Origin of the sequence: Halomonas sp. DP1Y21-3, assembly GCF_019801245.1 — a bacterium.
Lineage (GTDB): Bacteria > Pseudomonadota > Gammaproteobacteria > Pseudomonadales > Halomonadaceae > Halomonas > Halomonas litopenaei.
Genome location: NZ_JAHVJM010000004.1, coordinates 206,182 through 229,571 on the forward strand (window position 1 = coordinate 206,182; position 23,390 = coordinate 229,571).

Sequence of the window (23,390 nt, forward strand, 5' to 3'; positions counted from 1 at the left end):
TCTCTTGTGGGCTCGAGCCTAGCCGATGGGCTCTACCTCGACCAGCGGCTCCCGCGGCAGCAAGGGTCGCCAGTAAGCAAGCTCGGCGGCCACCGGCAACAGATTGACCGACACATCCTTGCGAGTCGGTTTGCACGGACGGCAGCGTCGCTCGATACCGGGCTGATTGAGCTGAATACAGGTGTACAGCTCCAGGCCACGGGCATCGATGGCGCTGACACACAGCTCGCACTTGAACGACTGGCCCATTTCGGTCGCGACCTTGAGGCGTCGTCCCTCCAGTCGATAGGTAATGATGCCTGCCGCGCTCTTCACCTTGCCATCGCCCTGTTCCAGGGTCTGCCCACACAAGCACCACTCGTAGTCCACCGGGAAGGCGGTGAGCCTGGGCCAGGCTTCAAATACACCGGACCATCGCACCGGGCTGGAACGACAACGAGAACAGTCCTTCGCCACGTAGTGCGTCACCTCTCCGCGCTCTGTCACGCTCCATCGTGCCGCAATATCCAGCGATGGCGTCGGGGTGTCGAAGGTGATCCAGTCCAGATGCAGTGCACCCTGCTGATCGATCTGGCGCCAGGCACGTAACTTGGCCAGGCGCCCTTCGGACGTGCGCATCCCGAAGACCACCTCATGGTGAGGCATGAACAGGAACCATCGTGGCCACGTGAGGGGTATCAGGCCCAGAGACATCTGGCTTGTTGCCAGCGGCAGGCGCGATATCTGCACCGGTGTCAGCGCGCCGAAGGAGGTCCCCGTCACCGTCAGTCCACTGCCACCGACGGCATTCAAGCCACTTGCGGGATTCCAGGCGAGATCGGTTCCGGGCCGCACCCCCGCACTGAGGGCGCCACTGTCCAGATCCACCGAGAACCCTCCGAGACCGATGTTTCCGCCCTGGTGTTTTACCGGCACCGAGACCGACCGCACGATGCTCGAGCGCAATTCCAGATCATCGAGGACGATACTGGACAGCGTCAGACCACCACCGATCGGCCCAAGCGGGATCGCCGGCAGGCCACCAATGGCCCCGCTGATGCCATCCGAAATCAGACCATCGGCGATGCCTTCTGCCACCGCCTCGACAATCGCCAGCACCACGGCGGCAATGATGACTCCGACGATACCGCCGAACAGACCTCCCAGACCGAGTGAGGCAAGCCACACCCACCAGGCCAGGTCCACATCGGTATCCACCACCGGCGTGGTGGCAGTCACCGTGATGGCCCCTGCATCCAGACCGATATCGATGAAGAACGAGAAATTCGACTCCGCCGACCAACCACTACCCGAGTCGGTGGCACGTCCCGTGACGGAAATGCGATTGGCGACAACGCGAGCCTCAAGACTTCGAAGCGTCCCCTGACCACCCGGTGCGGGGATACTGCGGTTTAGCCTCAAGGGGGTGTCGAAATCGGTGACAGGTCTGCCCATGGAGCTTGCGATACGTGGGCGCATTACCCTGGCCAGCAACCAGAAGTTGCTCATCGTCACCAGCGACTGGCTCCCGGCAGGGATCAAGCTGGAGGTGACGTTATTGATATTACCCCCGCCGTCGCTGGACATACGCACACCGAACGCAAGGCAATCACGATCCAGTGCCGTGGTATCGTTCACGGTGGTGACATCGATGTCGAAGACGGTTGTCGCATCCGTATCGTCGACGACCGGGATCGCTGGCGTCAGATCGATTCGACCGATGCTTGACTGAAGCTGGTCGAGCACGACTCCCGCCATCATGTTCTGCGCCTGCGTGAGGCTCAGCCCCGCAACATCCAGAAGCGGCTCAAGCAGTGACACCGACGCAGGATCGAACGCCACATTGACCGTGGGCGCACCGGCATTGAAGTCCATGGTGGCGAACTGATTGCTGCCCTCGGTCACCATGGCGATACTGTCCACCACCGTGATGGCGCCACCGATCGGGGCCACCGTCAACGCCAGGGGCGCGGTGATCTGGAGCTGAGAATTGGAAAAGGGAACGGTCAGCCCCATTCTCGGCCGAGGGCGGTCCAGGTCGGCGACGGGGGTATCGAAATTCAGATCGGCGCTCCCGCTGACACCGCCTGCATTGACTGGCACGCTGATACTGGGTGGAAAGATCCCTCCGGCGAGGAAGGCCGTGGCAAGTTGATTGTTGAGTTCGTTCTCGGAAATCTGAACGAGCATGTCAAAACCGGCTGTTCGATCCAGTGCCATGACTAGCCCTCCTTGTGAACAGCAAAGCCATCATCGTCCTGCGGCTTCGCACCCGGCTTGATCTCGCCGATACGACCACGCGGGAAGGCCGCAGCCTTGAAACCCGCCACCTTCACTCCGGGACCTACCACTGCTGTCTGTTCGACCTCCCCATGGGCCCGCTCGACGGCCTTCAGCTCCTGCCTTGACAATTTGACACCGGCCTTGAGCAAGGCCTCGACAGGATGCGCCATGTATAGGCTCGCGTTCGCCTCGTCCTTGGCCAACCACTCCATCATCAACTTGTCGGCCTCCTGGAGTTTCTTCATCACCTCTTCTGGTAACGCAAGAGGCTCGGCATCCCGACGGGGCGCTCCCTTGCGAGGACGGCAGCGCAGAGGACGCTTGGGGAGCGCGAAGTCTCCTCCAGGCACGAGGCGCACATTGATGTTGGCCTCAAAGCCCTGGGGCACCTTGGCCACCACGAGCTCTTCCGCCCGATCCTTGCCCAGCCCCACCTGAGAGCGGCATGGGCAGGGATCGGGGTCTTTTGACGTATTCATGTGTTGGCTCCTTGACGTTGAATGACGTTTGCAACTTCGCAGGGCAGCGCAGTACAGGTCGTCAACAAGAAGCTCGGCGAGAAATAACGCTACCCGGGTCATCGAAACGATGACCGAGCGGGGGTAGTCGACTTCCGGGACGTCAGCCCACCGAAACAGGAGGCAGGCGACCGGAATCTGATGCTATGCGAGGAAGGAGGGAAACATGCTCGGACACCGGAGCTTTGGATAACGGGCAAGGCGCCCCGACAGCGTCCCCGCGCTGACCTCTTTCATCTGACACGAAAAGGAAAGCGCTTCTGGCGGCGCAGCCCTGAATAAAATGTGCCTAAAAAGGCACCAGGGCCACGACCGCAGGACACCAAACATCTCGGCTAATTTATCAAGTACTTACCAAGTATTCCTGATGGATTCAATCAGAATGACTACCCCCGTAGAACACTCTTCCTAAGTAAACTTGGCCTTTGAAGCATAGACTGTCTTCGTCAATGTGACGATGTCCAATCAGCCATCAGGTCAACAAACGAAGGCACCCCGCCGAGAGGCTTTCTCGACGGGGTGCCTGAAGGAGTCGGCGTAACGTTCACCGGAACAACCGGTGGCCCTTAGCGATTGATCTCGACACGAATGATGCGATTGGTGGCGCTCTGATGAATCAGCAGCTCGCCATTCCGGGTCGGTCGCATATGCCGCACGATACCGGCGTAAATACCGCCAGACGGGATCGCCCAGCTCTGGAAGGTCTCGGTGGCGGGATCAAAGCGCACCAGGGCATCGGGGCGCATCCCGGATTCGTTGTACCAGACCACGCCATCGAGTACCGCGATCGCGTAGGGATGAGACTTCTCGCCGCTTGGCGACGGCCACTCCTGCACCTCACCGCTGCGGGGGTCATAGCGCCCAAGCCGGCCCCTTCCCGAATTGACGTACCAGATCATGCCGTCATCGGCGATATCGAGCCGGCGCACAGTGGTTGCCTGGTGGGGAAGCTCGATTTCGGTAAGCGCCATGGTGTCGGGATCGACTCGTACCAGGCAGTTGCTGCCATTGCAGGCCACCCAGGGTGTGCCCTCTGCATCGATCTTGATGCCGTAGGGCCGCGCCCCAGTGGTGGGCATGGCAACGAGTTCGACCTCACCGGTTTGTGGATCGAGGCGTCCGACGCGATTGGCGTGCTGCGCCGTAAACCAGAGAAGGCCGTCATCATCGAACACGGCCGTGTGGGGATCACGCACCGAGGGGTCAGGCATGTCGACCACCTCGATATCCCCACTGGCCGGGTCGAGACGCCCCAGCGTCCCGTTCTTGTTGCCGGTAAACCACACGCCACCGTCACGATCCAGCGTCACCGAGTGAGGCATGCTGCCGGGCGGCAGCGGGTATTCGCGCATCTCACCGGTCATGGGATCAATGCGCCCCACCAGATTACCCCACTGCCCCGCCCACCAGATCCCGCCATCTGGCGCCTCGGACGGATCCCGCGAACGTTGCCCTAGCGTCGGCACCACCCATTCATGGAAGCTGATATCGGTATCTCCCTCAAGCAACGTCGGTGCCCGTCGCTCATTGGGAGGAAAGTGCTCCGCCAGATAGTCGGCGATAGTCCCGCGGCGGGCAGGATCACTCGAGAGATCCACCATGGTGCCCATCAACTCGAGCCAACCCTCTCGGCTGTAGCCAAGGCTCTGGCTGATGCGACTGACCGGATGGCACACCGAGCACTGCACTTCGACAGCCTCCCTGCCCTCCCCCGATGGCAGGCCGGCGCCCAGAGCCGCCGACGAACCAGCGAGTATCACCATCGAGAGACATAGCCTCCGAAACCCAACGTGCCTGGTCATACGCCACCTCCCCGAGCCTGAACCTGAACCTGAACCTGAACCTGAACCTGAACGTATCGATTGCACCGAGTGCACAATTGGGTGTACCGCACTATTTGATCGCCGGCCTCGGTTAGCCTGATGCATCTTCAGCCACCCGCTCACCGATTCGATACCGGATACCACCGAGACGGCGCCGTCCCGCTAAGCACCATCCGTCCTGAGCCATATGGCGATCGACCACGCCAATGCCTATTCAGCGTAGGAAAAATGGCGCGGCCCTGCAGGTCCCGTTCGATGCCGCACGCACTTGCTCATTGAGGCCGCCGACTTCTTATTGCTCCGTAGCCCGATGTTGTCCATCACCAAGCCGCGCCATATAAAATGCTCCCACGTACTCACCACCTCGAAAGGCAAAATCCTTAGCCTCTCCCTCGATGCCAAAACCGAATCGTTTGTATAATTCAATGGCGCGTTTATTATCGACATAGACAGTGAGCTCCAACCGCCGAAGAGCAAGCCAATTGTCGGCCAGGTCGATCGCTGTAGAAAGCAAGGCTGTGCCCACGCCTGAACCTTGAGCTTTATCCTTTACTCCCATACCCAAGGAGCCGACGTGTCGTCGACGCGGGTTTTGACAAACCTCCAGGCCAAGGGTTCCGACGATTTCTCCATCCAGTAAAGCAACGTACATATACACATTGTCTGGTGTGCTGGCTAAGCGCTTTTCCCACAAGGCAATAGATGGGTGAGGAAGCTGGAGCGTAGCCTCATAAGCGCTTCTGCAGTCGTATATATCTTTAACACCACGAGCATCGGATGGCTCAGCTCTTCTAATCTCGACGTCCATGTTGGCCAATCCCTCCATTGGGAACATCAGCGAAAACATCCTATTCCTTTAACTATATCGCCCCACAAGCACCACCACCTTTCTATCCTTTGTATATTCTCTGACTACAGCCCATACCAAAGCACTACACATATGTGCTATAACACTTATACAAAAGAATAAAGATCTCTCAAACTTCCACAAATTTAACTCGAAATAATGATAAGATTCAGTCAGCTAAAGGTGCTCAATCCAAACGTGCACTACAGACATACACTGGACCTTCAAACGTGGACTCATGAAACACAGACGCACTATAGACTTGTATAACATGAAGAAACTCCCACGTTTTTCTACTCTACAGGCTTCCACAGAGTCTTAGATTGATCTTTATAGCCTAGCTCTTTATAGAACCTCTCCGCATCTTCATTAAAGGACATGACCTCCAGCCTAATTTGCTCCGCGCCTTGTGCTTTAGCCCAATCATCACAATGGGACATCAACATACGACCAATACCAGATCCTTTTGAGGCTTCATCTACGACTATGGAGCCGACTCGACATATCGGGCTACTTATCAGAAACGGAATCGACTCATTTCGAGTGATTTTCGCTGTTACAAATCCGACAATGTCGCCGGCAACTTCCGCTACCAGAAAAATTCTAGCCGTCTCGTCTATAGCGGTTAGAAGGAAGTCCTTTTCCGCGTCAGAAGGCTGGGCGGATGCAGCTTCTAAGTGCAACACCGTCAACGCGTTGATGGCAAAACCTCATGCGGCTGCACGATAATCTCTGCGTCTGGCTGCTTGGCTCGCAGAAATACCTGCTCTAGATCTTCGACAAAGACCCAGAGAAGGAATCCATTCCCGATAGCACTTGTAGCAGGTGGTTTGAGACCATATTCGCCTGCCTGAAGCTGGTGTAGCATAAGCAACACTTTGCCGTTGTACATAAGCCGATAAAAATCTGGGCGATCATGGTCGTTTGAGCAACCCGAGAATTACTTTGTACCAAGCGACACTTGCAGGCACGTCACAAACTGCAATCACGGTTTCAGTTCGCATCTTACCTCCGGGGCAATCTACCTCTACAACAATGGAGAAATTTATTTATAATAAATTTAATAATGCGTGAGATAATCGAACATAAAGGCCAAGTTTCAAATACGCCATATGCCATATTAGAACTATTAATGTTGATTACAACAAAACCCTTGACGCAGACTGACTTTGATTATTGAAAAGATATTCTGCTCTAACTATTTTTACGCACGCTTTCATCGAAAGCCATGCATACAAACCAAAAAAAGGCAGTGTAAACATAATTTTAATTAACACCTCAGAGGATGAAAAACCTAGAATGCTGGATAAAACCATTGGTGAAAGAGCTAAAAATGACATAATAACATAACATATTGAATAAAATGACTTACGCCATACCCTAGAAAATTTCGTCTTATACTTTTTCTTAAAAACCAACTTAAAGTCTCTTTCAACCTCCAGTCTTTCGAACATCTGTTTAGAAAAAATAAAATCGTGCAAGCATTGAACAGGGTCTTTCAGAGATAAAATGTACTCTATTTCATTAGATTTTACAGTTATCGTGCCTGCAATCGCCTGATAACCTTTACTAAGCACATATGGATGCAGAGTCTCCTTTCCCGAATCATTTAAAAACCCTTTTGCGAAATTATACTCTTCTCTTAGATTGATTTTATTTCCGGAAGAAACATCAAAAAACGTTTTCCATGCAGTAACGATAGCGGCAAAACCCAATACAAATCTAGCGACTGTATCCCAATCCATGCTCAAACTCCATACTATGGTATAATCATACCGGTGCGGTATAACCGTGGCACTTAAAATGAATATCTCTATAAACTTTGTTTTCATGGTAAATTCACTACACCTAGGCTTGGCATCCATAAACATTCCAAGAAAGAACACAGAACGCCCCGATCAGTCGTGTAGTAACTGGCACTCGCCTTCTCGCCAGCAAGACCTTGCTACGGGCCAACGGTATCTGCAAAGTGATAACTTCACCATCACGATGGACGTCAAATGCCTACTACTAACGACAACTTTAAATTTTGTCCAAAAGATCCCTCACACCAACATCCTCACCACCCTGCAACAGCAGTGCGGACACCTACCCTCTATGATGAGTCCGATGATAAAATAAGTACAAAATCAAGCTCGAGAACCTCTTGCGATCAGGTATCCCCTTCATGTTCCTGTACTCAAGAGGTTCTGGCCGCTAATTCTGAGTGCAACGCGTCCGCAATAAGCGGGAGTTCTCGAATTTCGCGCGGGCAGGCTACCGCCGAGGTGTGTCACTCGAACACGCCCCTGTAGTGCCTCCTTCACGTCACGACAAGTGCCTTGCTCTCTTGTGGTGCGACCACCGCCTCAATAACGCGAACAAAGCGCCTTCGCCCCCCCCTGGCCGGGAGTGCCGGTGATAGCTGCGTCTCATGAGGCTAACTTTACTTATCCTCTCCCAGCGTAGTCCGTCGGGCACGGTGATTCGAGCATGAGCTCAATCCCGAGGTGGACGTCTGTCGTTGTTTACAATCCTGCGTACGGTATGTGGAGGGAGACACCGAATCGTCGCCACAAACGACGACACCCCGGCGGGCAAGGCCCGTCGGGGTGTCGTTTGGTGGCGGCTGTGTCTTGGCGTTATGCCTTGACGTTATGCCTTGTCTTGCCTCTACAGCCTCAGGCTTCAGGCGGCGTAGCGGGACACGGCCAGACCATCGGGATTGATGGCGGGCGTACGACCGTCGATCAGGTCAGACAGTAGCTGAGCACTGCCACAACTCATGGTCCAGCCCAGGGTGCCGTGGCCGGTATTGAGCCACAGGTTGTCGTACTTGGTGGCGCCGATGATCGGTGTGGAGTCCGGGGTCATCGGGCGCAGGCCGGTCCAGAATTCGGCCTTGGCCAGATCGCCGCCTTCCGGGAACACATCGCGCACGACCATGGAAATGGTGGCACGACGCTTCTCAGCCAGGCTGAGGTCGTAGGATGCCAGCTCCGCAGTGCCGCCGACACGGATACGGTCGTCGAAGCGCGAAATCGCCACCTTGAAGGTTTCGTCCATGACGGTGGACTGGGGCGCGCCGCCGTCGTCGACCACCGGCAGGGTCAGGCTGTAGCCCTTGACCGGGTAGATCGGCAGGCGGATGTCCAGGTCACGGGCGAGGAACGGCGAGTAGCTGCCCAGCGCCATCACGTAGGCGTCGGCGGTCAGGGTGCCGGCGCTGGTGTGCACCGCCTCTACCTTGCCGGAGACCCGGGTCAGCCGCTCGATGGTGGTGTTGAACATGAACTCGACACCGAGCTTATCGCGGCAGTAGTCGGCCAGGCGATTGGTGAACAGGTGGCAGTCACCGGTCTGATCGTCGGGTAGATGCAGGCCACCGACAAACTTGCCGGGCACACGGGCAAGCGCCGGCTCCACCTGGGCGATGCGGCTGGCGTCCAGCAGTTCGTGGCGCACGCCGCACTGCTCGAGGACCTTCATGTCCTTGCCCACCGCTTCGACCTGCTTTTCCGTACGGAACAGCTGCAGCAGGCCACGCTGGCGATCTTCGTAGCGCAGCCCGGTCTCGTCACGCAGCGCATTGATGCAGGCGCGGCTGTGCTCAGCGACGCGGACCATGCGCTCCTTGTTGAGGGCGTAGCTGTCGGGATTGCAGTTGCTGAGCATCTGCATCATGAAGCGACCCATGTTCGAGTCCATCTTGGGCTGGATCTTGAGCGGCGCATGCTCCTGGAACATCCACTTGACCGCCTTCTGGGGGATGCCCGGGGCAGCCCAGGGGGAAGAGAAGCCGAAGGATACCTGGCCGGCGTTGCCGTAGCTGGTCTCCATCGCCACGGAGGGCTGACGATCGACCACCTTTACCTCGTGTCCCTGACGGGCCAGATAATAGGCGGTGGTAACCCCTACGACACCCGCTCCCAGTACCAGTACCTTCATGTCGCCACTCCTCTGTTCTCGTTGTCGATGGCCCGTCCCGATCCCGGGCGTTGAGCATGAGATAGGCCGTGGCCAATGGCCACGGCCTGCAATGAGAGGAGTATAGGGTCGAGTCCGAAGTGTTTTATTCTTTTTTTCCTACCTTTCGCGAACAGTGATATCGAAGTTATCACCAGCGGCAGGCTTTCCTTTCCTTCATTTACGTCAAAACAGTTGATTCAACCACCCTGGATTTCACCCTTTCCGCTACGCTTGGGGCGCGACAGGGTCCGCCGCAGCAACAGGTAGGCGCCAAGCCCCGCCAACAGGTTGCCCATCCCCGCTCCAAGTCCAAGGCCGCTAACACCGCCCATCAGCATTACACCGAGCCACAGGCACGGCAGGTAGAACACGAACAACCGCGCGGCAGACAGCAACATGGCGCGCATCGGCCAGCCGAGGGCATTGCCGGCCGACACCACCAGCATGCACACCCCGAGCGCGGCATAGCTCGGCAACATGAAGCGCATCAGCACCATCAGCGATTCGCTGACCTCCGGCGTGCCGGCCAGGGCACGGGCGACCCAGGGCGAAGCCAGCGCCAGCGACACACCCAGCATCAACTGCCACACCACCACCACCTTGAGGGCAAGGCGCATCAGGCGGTGCACCTGGGCCCAGTCGCCGGCGCCGTAACAGCGGCCGAGCCAGGGTGGCAGCGACATGGTCAGCGCCAGCACCACCATCAGCGACACCGTCTCCAGACGGCTGGCAAGTCCCCAGGCCGCCACGGCGGATTCGCCCAGGCGTGACACCGTGGAAATCGCCAGCATCGCCGCCAGTGGCGGCATCAACTGGCTGACCATGGCGGGACAGGCGACCCCCGCAAACGACCGCCCCGATAGCCGCCATTCCACCCGGAGGCCTTCGAACGCGAGCCAGTGGCGCCCCTTCAACTGCCAGCCGAGCAAGGCAAGGCCGCTGCCAAAGGCAAGCACCGTGGCCCAGGCGGCCCCGGACAGGCCCATCCCGTCCCAGTTGCCGATACCAAAGATCAGAATCGGATCGAGACACAGGTTCACCAGGCTGGTCAGCACCATCATGCTGCCGGGAAAGCTGGTGTTGCCGTGGGCACGAAACAGGCTGTAGCCGAAGTACACCACCGCCCCCAGCCAGGCGGCGACCAGCTGGGGTGCCCAGTAGGCGCGAATCAACTCCCGCGCGTGAGCGTCGGCCCCAAGGGCCCCGAAAATGGGACTCTGCAGGGCCCATAACACCAGCGCCAGCAGACCGATGGCGACTGTCCCCATCATCAGCGACAGGCTGCCCAGACGTTGGGCGCGGTCGTCTTCGCCTCCGCCCAGCGCCCGGGAAATCAAGGCGGCAATGGCGATCCCCATGCCCACCTGTACGCCGATGATCAGAAACGACAGCGGAAAGGTGTAGGACTGGGCCGCCAAGGGGGCGGTGCCCAGGCGCGCGACGAAGGCAGAGTCGACCAGCTGGAAGCCGAGCAGCGACAACACTCCGATCGCCATCGGCCAGGTCTTTTGCCACAGGGTGCGCCCCAGGGAGGTAGAGTCGGAACTTAGGTGCACGGTGTCTCCGGATGGTAGATAGGCCGCTTATGGTAAGCCATAACGAACCCTCGCTCAGCCTCCTTCAACGGCAAAAGCCCCGGGCACCTGTCCCGGGGCTTTCGTCATGTTGACCAGGGCGTGTTACTGACGAATGCCTTCGAAGGTCACGTAGAGCTCAAGGTTGTGCATCGGCTCGGGGAACTTGCTCATGTCGATGTCGTAGTCGGACAGCGCCAGCTCGGTGGAACCTTCGAAGCCTGCGCGATAGCCACCCCAGGGGTCGTCACCCTCGCCCAGCAGGGTCACCGGCATCTCGATGCTGTTGGTCACACCATGCAGGGTCAGGTCACCGCTCAGAACACCTTCGCCATCGCCGGTAGATTCAAAACCGGTGGAGGTAAAGGTGGCGGTCGGGTACTCACCGGCGTCGAGGAAGTCACCGCTCAGGATGTGCTTGTCGCGCTCGGCGTGGTTGGTGTTCAGACTGGTGACATCAACCTCGACCTCGGCGGACGCCGCCTCGACGTTTTCCGGGTCGTAGCTGAAGGTACCGTCGAAGGACTCGAAGCTACCCAGAATATAGGAATAGCCGAGGTGGCTGATCTTGAACTGGATAAAGGCGTGCTGGCCTTCAGAATCGATGGCGTAGTCGGCGGCCTGGGCCTGGGCCAGCGGCAGCAGCGAGGCGGCGGTCAGGGCGGCGATGGCGGTCTTCTTGAACATGTCACTCTCCTTGATGGTTACGCGGTGATTGCGTCAGCACTCTTTCTCTATACCGACCTCGAGTCATGCATCGGGCTCGGGCCGGTCGATTCTTGACGTCCGGACAACACTTGCCGGCGGTCTGAGGGTAACGTTGGCGTGCTCAGGCCTTCTCCCCGGTGGTCTTGTCAGCCTTGGCCCGACGCGCCAGGCGCGGGTCGACCATGCGAACCAGGGTGTCCTGACGGTTCAGGTAGTGATGCTTGAAAGCCGCCAGGGCGTGGCCCGCCGACAGGATGATCAGCGCCAGCGCACTGTACCAGTGAACCACGCCGGCGCGGGAGGCCTGCTCCGGCAGGTCGCTGATCAGCGCGGGCACGGTAAACAGGTCGAGCACGGCGATGCCCTTGCCGTCGGCGGTGGAGATGAGATACCCGCTGATCAGCACCGTGGTCATCAGCAGATAGAGCGCCAGATGGCCGAGCGCCGCTCCGCGACGCTCAAGCGCTGAACCGTGGGCCTCGGGGGATGGCTGCACCAGCCGCCAGAGAATGCGGCCAGCCACCACGAACAGCAGTAACATGCCGACGCCACGATGCCACCAGGGTGCCAGGTTGTACCAGTTGCTGTAGTAGTCGAGACCGGTCATCCACCAGCCCAGGGCGAACAGACCGAGAATCGCCAGCGCACTTGTCCAGTGCAGCAGGATGGCGAACAGGCCCCACCCCTGGCGTGAATTTCGCCACATGCCAACGTCCTTTGATTAATCGATGAAATCGAGCTTAACGCATCTTTAGACGGCAAACCGTGGAAAAATTTCGAACGATAGATACGATAAAACCGCGATATGGCGTGCCTGGCTGCTGCCCTTCCCCCGTAACGCAACGACCGCCGACGAGCGGACTCGTGCGGCGGTCGTGGTAAAGCAGCGCTTCAACACATCACTATTGGGAGGCTCCAGCATGGCAGCCTCGGGCGAACCTCTAGACCAGGGCGTCGAGCCCCCTGGCCAGGTCAGCCTTGATATCGTCGAGATTCTCGAGCCCTACGGCGATGCGCAGCAGGTTCTCGGAAATGCCGGCGGTCGCCTTCTGTTCGTCCGACAGGCGCCCGTGGGTGGTGGTCGCCGGGTGGGTAATGGTGGTCTTGGCATCCCCCAGGTTGCCGGTGATTGACAGCATGCGGGTGGCATCGACCACTGACCAGGCCTGCTCGCGCCCGCCCTTGACCTCGACCCCGACCACGGCGCCGAAGCCCTGCTGCTGGCGGCTCGCCACCTGGTGCTGGGGATGACTCTCGAGTCCGCTGTAGTGAACCTTCTCTACCGCCGGGTGAGCGTCAAGCCAGCGCGCCAGTTCCAGCGCCGAGGCGGCGTGAGCCTTCATCCGCAGGTTCAGCGTCTCCAGTCCCTTGGTGAAGATCCAGGCATTGAAGGGACTGAGGCATGGGCCGCAGGTCCGCACCACTCCGAAGACTTCCTCGAGCTCCTTGTCACGCCCGACCACGGCCCCGCCGATGGCGCGCCCCTGGCCATCCAGGTACTTGGTGGCCGAATGGATCACCAGATCGGCGCCCAGTGACAGCGGCCGCTGCAGCGCCGGCGTCAAGAAGCAGTTGTCGATGGCGAGCAAGGCATCGTGGCGATGGGCCAGTTCGGCCAACGCTTCGATATCGACGACCTCGGACAGCGGGTTGGAAGGCGTCTCGGCGAACAGCAGCCGAGTCGCCGGGGTCATCGCCGCTTCCCAGGCGTCCAGATCGGAAAGCTCCACATAGCGTGTGGTGATACCGAACTTGCCGAGATACTTGTCGAACAGGCTGACGGTGGAGCCGAACAACGAGCGCGAGGCGACGATCTCGTCACCGGCCTGAAGCAATGCCAGCGCGGTGGACAGGATGGCGGCCATGCCGGAACTGGTGGCCACACAGCGCTCGCCCCCTTCCATCGCCGCCAGGCGACGCTCGAAGGTACGTACCGTGGGGTTGGTGAAGCGCGAGTAGACGTTGCCCGGCTCATCACCGGAAAACTTGCGCGCCGCTTCGGCTGCGCTGCCGTAGACAAAGCTCGAGGTCGGAAAGATCGGCTCGGAGTGTTCCTGCTCCTGGGTGCGATCATGCCCCGCCCGGATGGCCAGGGTCTCGAGATTCCATTCGTCCTGCGTCGGGTCCAGCATATCCGTCTCCATCACTCGCCAGGGTGCCGTCGACTCGGACGGGTAGAGAGAGAGCGCCTTCGAGCACTCCCCCTGCCGACCGACGACGCCCTGCGGTTAGCTGTTGGGTATCAGTCGATATCGTCCTGATTGTGCATGCCGACCAGGGCGTGATCGCCAGCGCTCTGATCCTGCTTGGCGCCATCGTTGCGCGAAGCCTCGAGATCGGACAGGTAGGCCTCGTCGATGTCGCCGGTGATGTACTTGCCATCAAACACCGAACAGTCGAACTCGGCCAGCGCCGGATTGACCTCACGACAGGCCGCCTTCAGGTCCTCAAGGTCCTGGTAGACGATACGATCGGCGCCGATCAGCTCACCCACCTCGGCCTCGCTGCGGCCGTGGGCGATCAGCTCGCTGGCGGCGGGCATGTCGATGCCGTAGACGTTGGGATAACGCACGGGAGGCGCGGCAGAGGCAAAGTATACCTTGTTGGCGCCGGCGTCGCGGGCCATCTGGATGATCTGCTTGCAGGTGGTGCCGCGCACGATGGAGTCGTCCACCAGAAGCACGTTCTTGCCCTTGAACTCGATATCGATGGCGTTGAGCTTCTGGCGCACGGACTTCTTGCGCTGGGTCTGCCCGGGCATGATGAAGGTCCGCCCGATGTAGCGGTTCTTCATGAAGCCTTCGCGATAGGTGACCCCCAGGTGCTGGGCCATCTCGAGTGCCGAGGTGCGCGAGGTGTCGGGAATCGGGATGACCACATCGATATCGTGATCCGGCCATTCGCTCTTGATGCGATCGGCGAGCTTGCGGCCCATCTGCAGGCGGGTGCCGTAGACGTAGGCACCGTCCAGCAGCGAATCGGGGCGCGCCAGGTAGACGTGCTCGAAGATGCAGGGGGCAAGCAGCGGACGATCGGCACAGGACTGAGTGTGGTAGTTGCCATCCATGTCGACGAAGATGGCCTCGCCCGGCGCCAGGTCGCGCACCAGCTCGAAACCACCGACGTCCAGCGCCACCGACTCGGAGGCGATCATCACTTCCTGCCCCTCGCCCTGATCGCGGGTGCCGAAGACCACCGGTCGGATGCCCTGGGGATCACGGAAGGCGACCAGGCCTACACCGTTGATCACCGCCACCGCAGCGTAGCCACCGCGGCAACGACGGTGCACCCGACGCACGGCGTCGAAGATGTCGCCCGGCAGCAGATGGGGCCCCTGCTTACCCAGCTCATGGGCGAAGACGTTGAGCAGCACCTCGGAGTCTGAGCTGGTGTTGATGTGACGGAGATCCGAGGAGAACAGTTCCTTCTTGAGCTGCTCGGAATTGGTCAGGTTGCCGTTGTGCGCCAGCGCCAGACCGTACGGGGAGTTCACGTAGAACGGCTGCGACTCGGCCTCGCTGGACGAGCCGGCGGTGGGATAGCGCACGTGGCCGATGCCCAGGTTGCCCTTCAGGCGCGCCATGTGGCGTGTGTGGAAGACGTCACGTACCAGACCGTTGCTCTTGCGCAGCAGGAAACGGCCCTCGTTCCAGGTCATCATGCCCGCCGCGTCCTGACCCCGGTGCTGCAGCACCGTCAGGGCGTCGTAGATTGCCTGGTTAACCGCCTGCTTGGCCATCAGGCCGACGATACCGCACATTCAACTTACCTCATTTACCGTGAAACGCCGCCCGGGGGCCAGCGCAAGAGTCGTCTGTCACTGGCGAAGTCAGAGCGTGCTTGTGGCACCTTGCTTCGCATCGTCGATGGCAGATCCCTCTGCCTCGCCACCGGTCGGCGGCGATGGTTCTGCCTGGGGCAGCTCGCGCAGGGACTCGGGAAAGTCCGGCAGGCTGCCCTCGAAATCACTCAGTTGGCCAAGGCCCCAGTCGCGCAGTTGCTCGAAGTGGGGGCGCACGCTGGCATCCTGCCAGGCCGTCAATTGATCCAGCGGGGTAAAGCCGATCAGCAGCGTGACCAGGGTCAGCACCGCTGCCGCCTTCACCCCACCGAACAAGGCGCCGGTCAGGCGGTTGAGAAAGCCGGCGCCGGCCCACTCCACCGCCGCCTGGATCATCCGTATCAGGATGCCGCCGAGCAGGATCGTGATCACGATGATCAGGATAAAGGCCACGATAAGCCGGCCGTCCGGACTGTCGATCCAGTTGCCCAACACCTCGGCCACCGGCTCGGCGAACATGCGTGCCGCCAAAAGCGCCACGATCCAGCTGGCCAGGCCCAGCGCCTCACGCACCAGGCCACGGACGAACCCCGCCGCCACGGCCAGCGCCAGCACGGCGACGAAGACCCAGTCCACCCATGTCACCAGCATCAGCTATCCACCTTGACCAGAAGCCCCTGCAGATTTTCCCGGGACTTGAGCTCGCTCATCACGCCCTCGGCGTCCTCAGACGCCCCGAAGGGACCCACGTAGACCGTGGTCAGCGAGTTGTTGCGCTCACGTGAGTAGGCGGGGTAACCCTGGTCACGCAGCTTCTGCATCAGGCGCTGGGCGTTGCCAGCCTCGCCGAAGCTGCCCACCTGCACCGCCCACTCACCGCCTTCCACCGCGGTGGGGCCGCTCGTCGTACGCTGTTCGGCCTGGCGCGCCAGGGCGGCGATAGGATCTTCCCGCGGCTGGCTGGCCTCGGGTGCCGGTTCGGGCTCGGCCTGGCGCTCGGAGGACGCCTGTTCGGCCACCTGCTGCGCCGGTTCAGGATCCACCTGCTGTGGCTGGCTGGACTCGGAGGGTTCGCTCTGGCCCTCGTCGGCCTGCGAAGCGTTGCCCTCGCCAGGGGCAACCGGTGCCTGAATCTGCCCAAGCCCTTCCGGCGGGGTGGGCTCAGGCACGTCGCGGCGCTCCACATCCACCGGCGGGTCGATGGTCAGCACCGGGTCCGGCCGCTGCTCGGGGGATTCGGGCTCATCAAACAACATCGGCACGAAGATGACGCCCAGCGCCACCACGATAATGATCCCGCTGATCCGCTCACGCATTCCGTATTTCATGTCGCTCCCTCGATGACGCCACCGCCACTGGACTGGCGGCTCCATCTCGCCAGTATGGCAGCCACGGTGAAGAAGGATCCCGTCACCAGTACACGATCTGCCGGCTCGACGCACGATTCGAGCCAGTCGGCGCCGTCATCGACGCTATCGGCGTGGTGAAGGATGGTGCCACCTTGATGTTCGATACGTGCCGCGAGGTCGGCTGCGCTACGTCCGCGATCGCCCTCGAGCGTCACCGGCAGCCAGGCGTCCACCACCGGCGACAGCGCGGCGATGACCCCCTCGGCGTCCTTGTCCTCGAGCATGCCGATCAGACACAGGGTCCGCCCCTGGACGTCCCGTTGCACTTCACGCCGTTCGGCCAGTCGCCCGGCCAGATAGTTGGCGGCGTGAGGGTTGTGGCCCACGTCAAGGCACCAGTTACCGCGCCACTGCATCCGCCCGGGAAGACGCACCTCGGCCAGTGCCTGGCGACAGGCGTCTGGATCGAGTTCACCAAGGGCCAGCCACAGTGCCTGCAGCGCAGAAGCGGCGTTGTCCAGCGGCAGGCCGGGATCGCTTAGTCGTTCCAGGCCGACCGGCTGGCCTTGTGCGTCGCTGCCGCGCCACGACCAGCCGCCCTGTTCGCCATCAGGTCCTGCACAAGGTGCTGCTTGAGGGCCTGCATGGCGGCCCGAATGGGCGAAGGCCTCGCCGAGCGCAAAGATCGGCGCACCCAGCGAACGGGCATGGTCGGCAACGCTCGAGGGCAGGTCACGACTGCCCAGCACCGCCGGACGCCCGGTACGCATGATCCCGGCCTTCTCGCGGCCGATGATGGCAATATCGTTGCCCAGGAAGGCGGCGTGGTCCTGAGCCACGGTGGTCACCACGGCGACATCCGGATCCACCACATTGACCGCATCCAGGCGACCACCGAGGCCGACCTCCAGCACCGCCAGGTCGGGCTGGCGCCTGGCGATGGTCCACAGCGCGGCCAGGGTACCGACCTCGAAGTAGGTCAGGCTGACCGGGGATGGCGCGAGCCTGGCCTGCTCCACCGCAACAAAGCCTTCGATCAGCACCTCGTCGCTGGCCTCGCTGGCGTCCAGCCGAAGGCGCTCGTTGTAACGCACCAGATGGGGCGAGGTGTAGGCCGCCGTGGACAGCCCATGGGCCCGTCCCAGCGCCTCGAGCATGGCCACCGTGGACCCCTTGCCGTTGGTGCCGGCGACGGTGATCACCCGGCGTGCAATCGGCCGCTCGGTCAGACCGAGACGCTGTGCCACACAGGCGACCCGCTCGAGGCCCAGATCGATGCCGACGGGGTGGGCGGCCTCGAGTCGGGCGAGCCAGCTATCCAGTGTGGTGGGCAGACCGTCGTTGTCCATGGGCTAGCGCGGTGTGTCCTGGGTGCGTTCGCCGTCCTTCGGCTCCTCGCCTTGGGCAGCATCGGCTTCATCGCTTTGCGTCTGCTGCTCGGCCGTCTCCGGCGCGTGCTCGGCTTGGGCGCCTTCACTGTCTGCCATGGCCACCGCCAGGTCACGCTCGGCGGCTTCGGCGGCGTCCACCAGGTCGGGCTCACTGTCGTCGGCGATACCTACCGCAGGTTGATGGGTCAGCTTGCGCAGCACTCCACCCAACCGCGAACGCATCTCGTGGCGATGCACGATCATGTCGACGGTGCCGTGTTCGAGCAGGAACTCGCTGCGCTGGAAGCCTTCAGGCAGCTTCTCGCGCACCGTCTGTTCGATGACCCGAGGACCGGCAAAGCCGATCAGGGCGTTGGGCTCGGCCACGTTGAGATCGCCGAGCATGGCCAGTGACGCCGACACGCCACCGAACACCGGATCGGTCAACACGGAGATATAGGGCACGCCGGCCTGCTTGAGGCGCTCAAGCGCGGCGGAGGTCTTGGCCATCTGCATCAGCGAGAACAGCGCTTCCTGCATGCGCGCACCGCCGGATGCGGAGAAGCACACCAGCGGCTGGCCCTCTTCGAGAGCGATAGTGGCGGCACGTACGAACTTTTCGCCGACCACGGCCCCCATGGAGCCACCCATGAAGGTGAACTCGAAGGCCACCGCGACCACCGGCAGGCCATCCAGCGAACCGCGCATGGCGATCAGGGCGTCGTTCTCGCCGGTGTCCTTCTGGGCCGCGGCCAGGCGGTCCTTGTACTTCTTGGAGTCACGGAACTTGAGACGATCCACCGGCTCGAGGTCGGCGGCGATCTCTTCTCGACCTTCCTTGTCGAGGAACCAGTCAAGGCGCTTGCGCGCGGTCAGGCGCAGATGGTGATCACACTTGGGACACACGTTGTGGTGCTTTTCGAGTTCGGGCAGGTAAAGCACCGACTCGCACTTGGGGCACTTACGCCAGAGACCGTCCGGAACGCTCGCCCGGCGGTCCTTGCGCTGAATGCGGCCCACCGAGGGCACAATCTTGTCTAGCCAGCTCATGTCAGAAGTCTTCCGTTGCTACGGTCGCCGGCGGTGGCCGACGACAGGGTCGAATCTCTTCCCCGATCGCCTCTCAGGCGTCCAGGGCCTGGCGTATCTCTGTCATCACCGCCTTCAATTCGGCGATGGCCTCGCGGGGAGCGTCACAGTGCTCGGCGATGCGTGAGACCAGGGCACTGCCGACGATGACGCCATCGGCAACCTTTGCCACTTCCGCGGCGGAGGCGCCGTCGCGGATACCGAAACCGACACACAGGGGCAGGTCGGTCAGTTCGCGCAGCGGCGCCAGATGGGCCGCCACATCGTCGGCGTTGAGGCTCGCCGAGCCGGTCACTCCCTTGAGCGACACATAGTAGAGATAGCCATGCGCGTGGGCGCATATTGTAGCGGCACGCTCTGGGGAAGTGGTAGGGGCGACAAGAAAGATTGGCGCCAAATCCTCGGCTTCCAGCAAGGGCCCCAGTTCATCGGCCTCTTCCGGCGGCATGTCCACCACCAGCACGCCATCGACGCCGGCCGCCCTCGCCTCGCGGGCGAAGCGCTCGATACCCAGGCGCTCGATGGGATTGAGATAGCCCATCAGCACTACTGGGGTGTCGTCGTCCTGACGCCGAAATTCGGCCACCATGGCCAACAGGTCGGTCAGGCGGGTGCCGTGCTTCAAGGCACGCTCACAGGCCTTCTGGATGACCGGGCCATCGGCCATGGGGTCGCTGAAGGGGACCCCGAGCTCGATGATGTCGGCGCCGGACTCTACCAGCGCGTGCATGTAGTCGACGGTCACCTCAGGGGTGGGATCTCCCCCGGTGATGTAGGGAACCAGCGCCTTGCGACCCTGATTGGCGAGAGAACGAAAGCGTTTATCGATACGAGACATGAAATTCTCTAGCTCCTACAGGTCGATTCCGTCGATCTTGGCAACGGTGAGGATGTCCTTGTCGCCACGCCCGGACAGGTTGACCACGATGTTCTGGTCCGGCGACAGGGTCGGCGCCAGCACCTTGGCGTGGGCCAGGGCGTGGGCCGATTCCAGCGCCGGCATGATGCCCTCGACGTGGGTCAGCTCACGGAAGGCCTCGAGCACGGCGTCGTCGTTGGCGGCCACATAGTTGACCCGGCCGACGTCCTTCCACAGCGCGTGTTCGGGTCCGACACCGGGGTAGTCGAGGCCCGCCGAGATCGAGTGGGTATCGCTGACCTGGCCGCCCTCGTCGGACATCAGGTAGGTGCGGTTGCCGTGAAGCACGCCGCGGGGCGCGCCGGAGGCCAGGGGCGCGGCGTGACGGCCGGTCTCGACCCCGTCGCCGCCGGCTTCGACGCCATACATCTCGACGCCGTCGTCCTCGACGAAGGGATAGAACAGCCCCATGGCGTTGGAGCCACCGCCGACGCAGGCGATCAGCGCGTCAGGCAGCTTGCCGAACTGCTCGAGCGACTGGCGCCGCGCTTCACGGCCGACCACCGCGTTGAAGTCACGCACCAGTTGCGGGTAGGGATGCGGCCCCGCCACGGTGCCGATGATGTAGAAGGTATCGTCGACGTTGGTGACCCAGTCGCGCAGCGCCTCGTTCATGGCATCCTTGAGCGTGCGGGTGCCGGAAGTCACCGGAATGACGTTGGCCCCCAGCAGGCGCATGCGATAGACGTTGAGCTTCTGACGCTCGGTATCGGCCTCGCCCATGTAGACGTCACAGCGCAGGCCCAGCCGCGCCGCAACCGTGGCGGTCGCCACGCCATGCTGGCCGGCGCCGGTTTCTGCGATCACCCGGGGCTTGCCACTCTTCTTGGCCAGCAGCGCCTGGCCAATAGTGTTGTTCACCTTGTGGGCGCCGGTGTGGTTGAGATCCTCGCGCTTCAGCCAGATCTGGGCACCGCCAAGCTGCGCAGACCAGCGCCGGGCGTGATAGAGCGGCGACGGCCGACCGACGTAGTGCGCCAGGTCGTGGTCAAATTCGGCCTGAAAGTCAGGATCATCCTTGAGGCTTTCGTAGGTGCGGCTCAGATCGTCCAGCGCAAAGCTCAAGGTTTCCGAGACAAAGCGACCTCCGTAGGCCCCATAGTGCCCCCGAGCGTCAGGCCATTGGGTCAGTTCACTGAACTTGCTCACGTCGGACTCCTTGCGGATAAACTGGCTGAATAAAAAGTCGGTGATGGTCGCTCGCTACCGGGCGTGGGGCCTGCTGCCGCGTCAGCGGCGGGCGTCGCCCTGCCCCACGGCGCGCATGAAGGCCTGCATGCGCTCTGGATCCTTGGCGCCCGGCGCGCTTTCGATGCCCCCGGAGACGTCGAGGGCGAAGGGCCTCACCCGGTCAATCGCCTCGGCGGCGTTGTCCGCCGACAGGCCACCGGCGAGGATAACAGGTTTTGCCAGCGACGACGGGATGCGCGACCAGTCGAAAGTGTCACCGGTGCCGCCGGGCACGCCTGGGCGATAGGCGTCCAGCAGCAGTGCCTGGGCGCCGGCGTAGGTGCGTTCGGCCTCGTGCAGATCGAGGCCGTCGCGCATTCTCAGCGCCTTTATATAAGGGCGCGCAAAGCGCTCGCAGGCCTCGGCGCTCTCGCTACCGTGAAACTGCAGCAGGTCGAGACACGGCAGTGCCCTTTCGATGGTCTCGTCGTCGGCATCGACGAACAGCCCCACCCGGGTGACGAAGGCCGGCACCCGCGCCGCGAGTTCTGCCAGCCGCTCCAGGCTGACCGCCCTCTTGCTGCCGGGCCACAGCACAAAGCCCAAGGCATCGGCGCCCAACGCCACGGCGGCGTCGATATCCTCTTCGCGGGTAAAGCCGCAGAACTTGACGCGGGTACGGTGCGCGGAAGCGATCATCAGGACTCCTTGTCCGCGGCGTGCGCCGCCGAAGCGCCGGCAGGTCCTTCAGCGAAACCGTCGCCGAGCCCGTCGCCGAGCCCGTCGCCGAGCCCGTCGGCGAGCTCTTCGGCACGTACCGCCCTGCGCGTCTCGGCGATCGGACGTCCGCGGCGAAACTCCACCATAGGGCAGTCCGGCAGCGGGCGCTCTCCTGTCCACTCCCCCAGGAAGGCCAGCAGATTCGGCCCCAAGGGTTCGGCGGGCAGTTGCCACTCGGGGTCGTACAGGGTGTCGACGAAGTGCAACCCACAGCCTGGCGCCGTCACATCGCTCTGCTTGCGATCCTTGAGTGCCATCAGTCGCGCGATGTAGTCGGTGCCCTGCTCACCCCGTCCCACCGTCACCAGCGCGCCGACGATGTTGCGCACCATGTGGTGCAGGAAGGCGTTGGCCTGAAGGTCCACCACCACCAGCGGGCCGTGGCGGTGTACCTCGATAAAGTGCAGGTGGCGCCAGGGCGTCTTCGACTGACAGCCGGCGGCACGAAAACTCGAGAAATCGTGCTCGCCGACCAGCGCCTGGGCGGCCTCGTGCATGGCGTCGGCATCCAGCGGGTCGCGGCACCAGGTGGCGTTGGCACGCTCCAGCACCGGGCGGCTCGGCTGGTTGAGGATGACGTAGCGATAGCGCCGGCCCAACGCCTTGAAGCGGGCGTGGAATTCGTCGGGCACCTCGCGAATCCAGCGGATCGCCACATCCCGGGGGAGGTTGGCGTTGCCGCCGAACACCCAGGCCTTCTCGGAACGCTCCACCGGCGGGTCGAAGTGGGCGATCTGGCGGGTCGCGTGCACGCCTGAGTCGGTGCGTCCGCTGCAATGCAACGTGATCGGCACACCCGCCACCTTGGCCAGCGCCTTCTCCACCGCCCCCTGCACCGACGGGGCGTGCTTGAGCCGCTGCCAACCGCAATAGTGGGTACCGTCGTACTCGACGCTGAGCGCCAGACGACCCTTGAGGGGGGTACGTTCATCGAGATGGTGAAAGAAGGACATACGACCTGCTGAATACAAGATAATCAATAGAGGCAACCAGATCCGCGCTCCACAGCCGAATCTGCACCGCTGGCGCTAGTCGGCCATTATCGCCTATCCGCGTCGCGGCAGCCAGCCGTGCGCACAACTGGCGTTTTTCGCGTACAAACCAGGACCGGCTCATTACCATTTTTACCCCCCAGCCATGGCAGCGAACCCCGCATCACGACATCGTCTCAAATACCGCCCGATATCCAATGTAAGGAAAAACCCTTTTAGGCAAAAAAAAGACGAAAAGGTCTTTAAAAACCATCCCACAT

General features: G+C 61.5%; 20 protein-coding genes. All 20 read right to left on the bottom strand.

The window, feature by feature from the left end; translation table 11 throughout:
• Positions 1 to 18: 18 nt before the first annotated feature.
• The gene (locus KUV74_RS13165; RefSeq protein WP_222516552.1) at positions 19 to 2,199 is read right to left on the bottom strand and encodes a hypothetical protein; all 2,181 of its coding nucleotides are present in this window, start codon (positions 2,197 to 2,199) and stop codon (positions 19 to 21) included.
• A gap of 2 nt (positions 2,200 to 2,201) precedes the next feature.
• The gene (locus KUV74_RS13170; protein WP_045994426.1) at positions 2,202 to 2,741 is read right to left on the bottom strand and encodes a hypothetical protein; all 540 of its coding nucleotides are present in this window, start codon (positions 2,739 to 2,741) and stop codon (positions 2,202 to 2,204) included.
• 605 nt (positions 2,742 to 3,346) lie between these two features.
• Positions 3,347 to 4,543 carry a lyase gene (locus KUV74_RS13175; RefSeq protein WP_222516553.1) on the bottom strand — a complete coding sequence of 399 codons (1,197 nt, stop codon included), beginning with the start codon at positions 4,541 to 4,543 and terminating at the stop codon, positions 3,347 to 3,349.
• A gap of 352 nt (positions 4,544 to 4,895) precedes the next feature.
• Positions 4,896 to 5,450 carry a GNAT family N-acetyltransferase gene (locus tag KUV74_RS13180; protein WP_261395409.1) on the bottom strand — a complete coding sequence of 185 codons (555 nt, stop codon included), beginning with the start codon at positions 5,448 to 5,450 and terminating at the stop codon, positions 4,896 to 4,898.
• A gap of 293 nt (positions 5,451 to 5,743) precedes the next feature.
• The gene (locus KUV74_RS21085; RefSeq protein WP_222516554.1) at positions 5,744 to 6,136 is read right to left on the bottom strand and encodes a GNAT family N-acetyltransferase; all 393 of its coding nucleotides are present in this window, start codon (positions 6,134 to 6,136) and stop codon (positions 5,744 to 5,746) included.
• Between the two features lie 453 nt (positions 6,137 to 6,589).
• Positions 6,590 to 7,195 carry a hypothetical protein gene (locus KUV74_RS13190; RefSeq protein ID WP_222516555.1) on the bottom strand — a complete coding sequence of 202 codons (606 nt, stop codon included), beginning with the start codon at positions 7,193 to 7,195 and terminating at the stop codon, positions 6,590 to 6,592.
• Positions 7,196 to 8,117: 922 nt separating this feature from the next.
• The gene (locus tag KUV74_RS13195; RefSeq protein WP_222516556.1) at positions 8,118 to 9,377 is read right to left on the bottom strand and encodes a D-amino acid dehydrogenase; all 1,260 of its coding nucleotides are present in this window, start codon (positions 9,375 to 9,377) and stop codon (positions 8,118 to 8,120) included.
• Between the two features lie 218 nt (positions 9,378 to 9,595).
• Positions 9,596 to 10,894 (bottom strand): MATE family efflux transporter, encoded by a 1,299-nt coding sequence (locus tag KUV74_RS13200; RefSeq protein ID WP_222516715.1) that lies wholly within the window; start codon positions 10,892 to 10,894, stop codon positions 9,596 to 9,598.
• Between the two features lie 183 nt (positions 10,895 to 11,077).
• On the bottom strand, positions 11,078 to 11,659 hold the full coding sequence (locus tag KUV74_RS13205) for a YceI family protein (RefSeq protein WP_108448841.1): 582 nt from the start codon (positions 11,657 to 11,659) through the stop codon (positions 11,078 to 11,080).
• A gap of 142 nt (positions 11,660 to 11,801) precedes the next feature.
• On the bottom strand, positions 11,802 to 12,386 hold the full coding sequence (locus tag KUV74_RS13210; RefSeq protein WP_222516557.1) for a cytochrome b: 585 nt from the start codon (positions 12,384 to 12,386) through the stop codon (positions 11,802 to 11,804).
• 235 nt (positions 12,387 to 12,621) lie between these two features.
• The gene (locus KUV74_RS13215) at positions 12,622 to 13,812 is read right to left on the bottom strand and encodes an O-succinylhomoserine sulfhydrylase (protein ID WP_239452535.1); all 1,191 of its coding nucleotides are present in this window, start codon (positions 13,810 to 13,812) and stop codon (positions 12,622 to 12,624) included.
• Between the two features lie 110 nt (positions 13,813 to 13,922).
• Positions 13,923 to 15,440 (bottom strand): amidophosphoribosyltransferase, encoded by a 1,518-nt coding sequence (gene purF / locus KUV74_RS13220; RefSeq protein ID WP_045992459.1) that lies wholly within the window; start codon positions 15,438 to 15,440, stop codon positions 13,923 to 13,925.
• A gap of 69 nt (positions 15,441 to 15,509) precedes the next feature.
• Positions 15,510 to 16,112 (bottom strand): CvpA family protein, encoded by a 603-nt coding sequence (locus KUV74_RS13225; protein WP_071211105.1) that lies wholly within the window; start codon positions 16,110 to 16,112, stop codon positions 15,510 to 15,512.
• Entirely contained in the window at positions 16,112 to 16,789 is a 678-nt protein-coding gene (locus tag KUV74_RS13230) for an SPOR domain-containing protein (protein WP_108133032.1), read from the bottom strand. Before KUV74_RS13230 ends, KUV74_RS13225 begins: the two co-directional genes overlap by 1 nt.
• Positions 16,786 to 18,159, bottom strand: coding sequence for a bifunctional tetrahydrofolate synthase/dihydrofolate synthase (gene folC / locus KUV74_RS13235; protein ID WP_108133031.1), 1,374 nt, complete (start codon positions 18,157 to 18,159; stop codon positions 16,786 to 16,788). Before folC ends, KUV74_RS13230 begins: the two co-directional genes overlap by 4 nt.
• A 3-nt stretch (positions 18,160 to 18,162) precedes the next feature.
• Positions 18,163 to 19,230, bottom strand: coding sequence for an acetyl-CoA carboxylase, carboxyltransferase subunit beta (gene accD, locus KUV74_RS13240; RefSeq protein WP_222516558.1), 1,068 nt, complete (start codon positions 19,228 to 19,230; stop codon positions 18,163 to 18,165).
• Positions 19,231 to 19,303: 73 nt separating this feature from the next.
• Positions 19,304 to 20,107 (bottom strand): tryptophan synthase subunit alpha, encoded by an 804-nt coding sequence (trpA, locus tag KUV74_RS13245; RefSeq protein ID WP_222516559.1) that lies wholly within the window; start codon positions 20,105 to 20,107, stop codon positions 19,304 to 19,306.
• A gap of 15 nt (positions 20,108 to 20,122) precedes the next feature.
• Complete coding sequence (trpB, locus tag KUV74_RS13250; protein ID WP_181248630.1) at positions 20,123 to 21,337, bottom strand: tryptophan synthase subunit beta; 1,215 nt, start codon at positions 21,335 to 21,337, stop codon at positions 20,123 to 20,125.
• Between the two features lie 81 nt (positions 21,338 to 21,418).
• Complete coding sequence (locus KUV74_RS13255) at positions 21,419 to 22,057, bottom strand: phosphoribosylanthranilate isomerase (RefSeq protein WP_108448848.1); 639 nt, start codon at positions 22,055 to 22,057, stop codon at positions 21,419 to 21,421.
• Positions 22,057 to 23,091 (bottom strand): tRNA pseudouridine(38-40) synthase TruA, encoded by a 1,035-nt coding sequence (truA, locus tag KUV74_RS13260; RefSeq protein WP_222516560.1) that lies wholly within the window; start codon positions 23,089 to 23,091, stop codon positions 22,057 to 22,059. The genes KUV74_RS13255 and truA overlap by 1 nt, the downstream gene beginning before the upstream one ends.
• Positions 23,092 to 23,390 lie beyond the last annotated feature (299 nt).

Excerpts from the sequence above, each read along its gene's own strand:
- trpA (WP_222516559.1), bottom strand. The coding sequence starts at position 20,107 with ATGTCTCGTATCGATAAACGCTTTCGTTCTCTCGCCAATCAGGGTCGC.
- KUV74_RS13210 (WP_222516557.1), bottom strand. The coding sequence starts at position 12,386 with ATGTGGCGAAATTCACGCCAGGGGTGGGGCCTGTTCGCCATCCTGCTG.
- KUV74_RS13170 (WP_045994426.1), bottom strand. The coding sequence starts at position 2,741 with ATGAATACGTCAAAAGACCCCGATCCCTGCCCATGCCGCTCTCAGGTG.
- folC (WP_108133031.1), bottom strand. The coding sequence starts at position 18,159 with ATGGACAACGACGGTCTGCCCACCACACTGGATAGCTGGCTCGCCCGA.
- KUV74_RS13190 (WP_222516555.1), bottom strand. The coding sequence starts at position 7,195 with ATGGATTGGGATACAGTCGCTAGATTTGTATTGGGTTTTGCCGCTATC.
- accD (WP_222516558.1), bottom strand. The coding sequence starts at position 19,230 with ATGAGCTGGCTAGACAAGATTGTGCCCTCGGTGGGCCGCATTCAGCGC.
- KUV74_RS13180 (WP_261395409.1), bottom strand. The coding sequence starts at position 5,450 with ATGTTTTCGCTGATGTTCCCAATGGAGGGATTGGCCAACATGGACGTC.
- truA (WP_222516560.1), bottom strand. The coding sequence starts at position 23,091 with ATGTCCTTCTTTCACCATCTCGATGAACGTACCCCCCTCAAGGGTCGT.
- KUV74_RS13200 (WP_222516715.1), bottom strand. The coding sequence starts at position 10,894 with ATGGCGATCGGAGTGTTGTCGCTGCTCGGCTTCCAGCTGGTCGACTCT.
- KUV74_RS13255 (WP_108448848.1), bottom strand. The coding sequence starts at position 22,057 with ATGATCGCTTCCGCGCACCGTACCCGCGTCAAGTTCTGCGGCTTTACC.
- KUV74_RS13165 (WP_222516552.1), bottom strand. The coding sequence starts at position 2,199 with ATGGCACTGGATCGAACAGCCGGTTTTGACATGCTCGTTCAGATTTCC.
- KUV74_RS13225 (WP_071211105.1), bottom strand. The coding sequence starts at position 16,112 with ATGCTGGTGACATGGGTGGACTGGGTCTTCGTCGCCGTGCTGGCGCTG.
- KUV74_RS13215 (WP_239452535.1), bottom strand. The coding sequence starts at position 13,812 with ATGCTGGACCCGACGCAGGACGAATGGAATCTCGAGACCCTGGCCATC.
- KUV74_RS13230 (WP_108133032.1), bottom strand. The coding sequence starts at position 16,789 with ATGAAATACGGAATGCGTGAGCGGATCAGCGGGATCATTATCGTGGTG.
- purF (WP_045992459.1), bottom strand. The coding sequence starts at position 15,440 with ATGTGCGGTATCGTCGGCCTGATGGCCAAGCAGGCGGTTAACCAGGCA.
- KUV74_RS13195 (WP_222516556.1), bottom strand. The coding sequence starts at position 9,377 with ATGAAGGTACTGGTACTGGGAGCGGGTGTCGTAGGGGTTACCACCGCC.
- KUV74_RS13175 (WP_222516553.1), bottom strand. The coding sequence starts at position 4,543 with ATGGTGATACTCGCTGGTTCGTCGGCGGCTCTGGGCGCCGGCCTGCCA.
- KUV74_RS13205 (WP_108448841.1), bottom strand. The coding sequence starts at position 11,659 with ATGTTCAAGAAGACCGCCATCGCCGCCCTGACCGCCGCCTCGCTGCTG.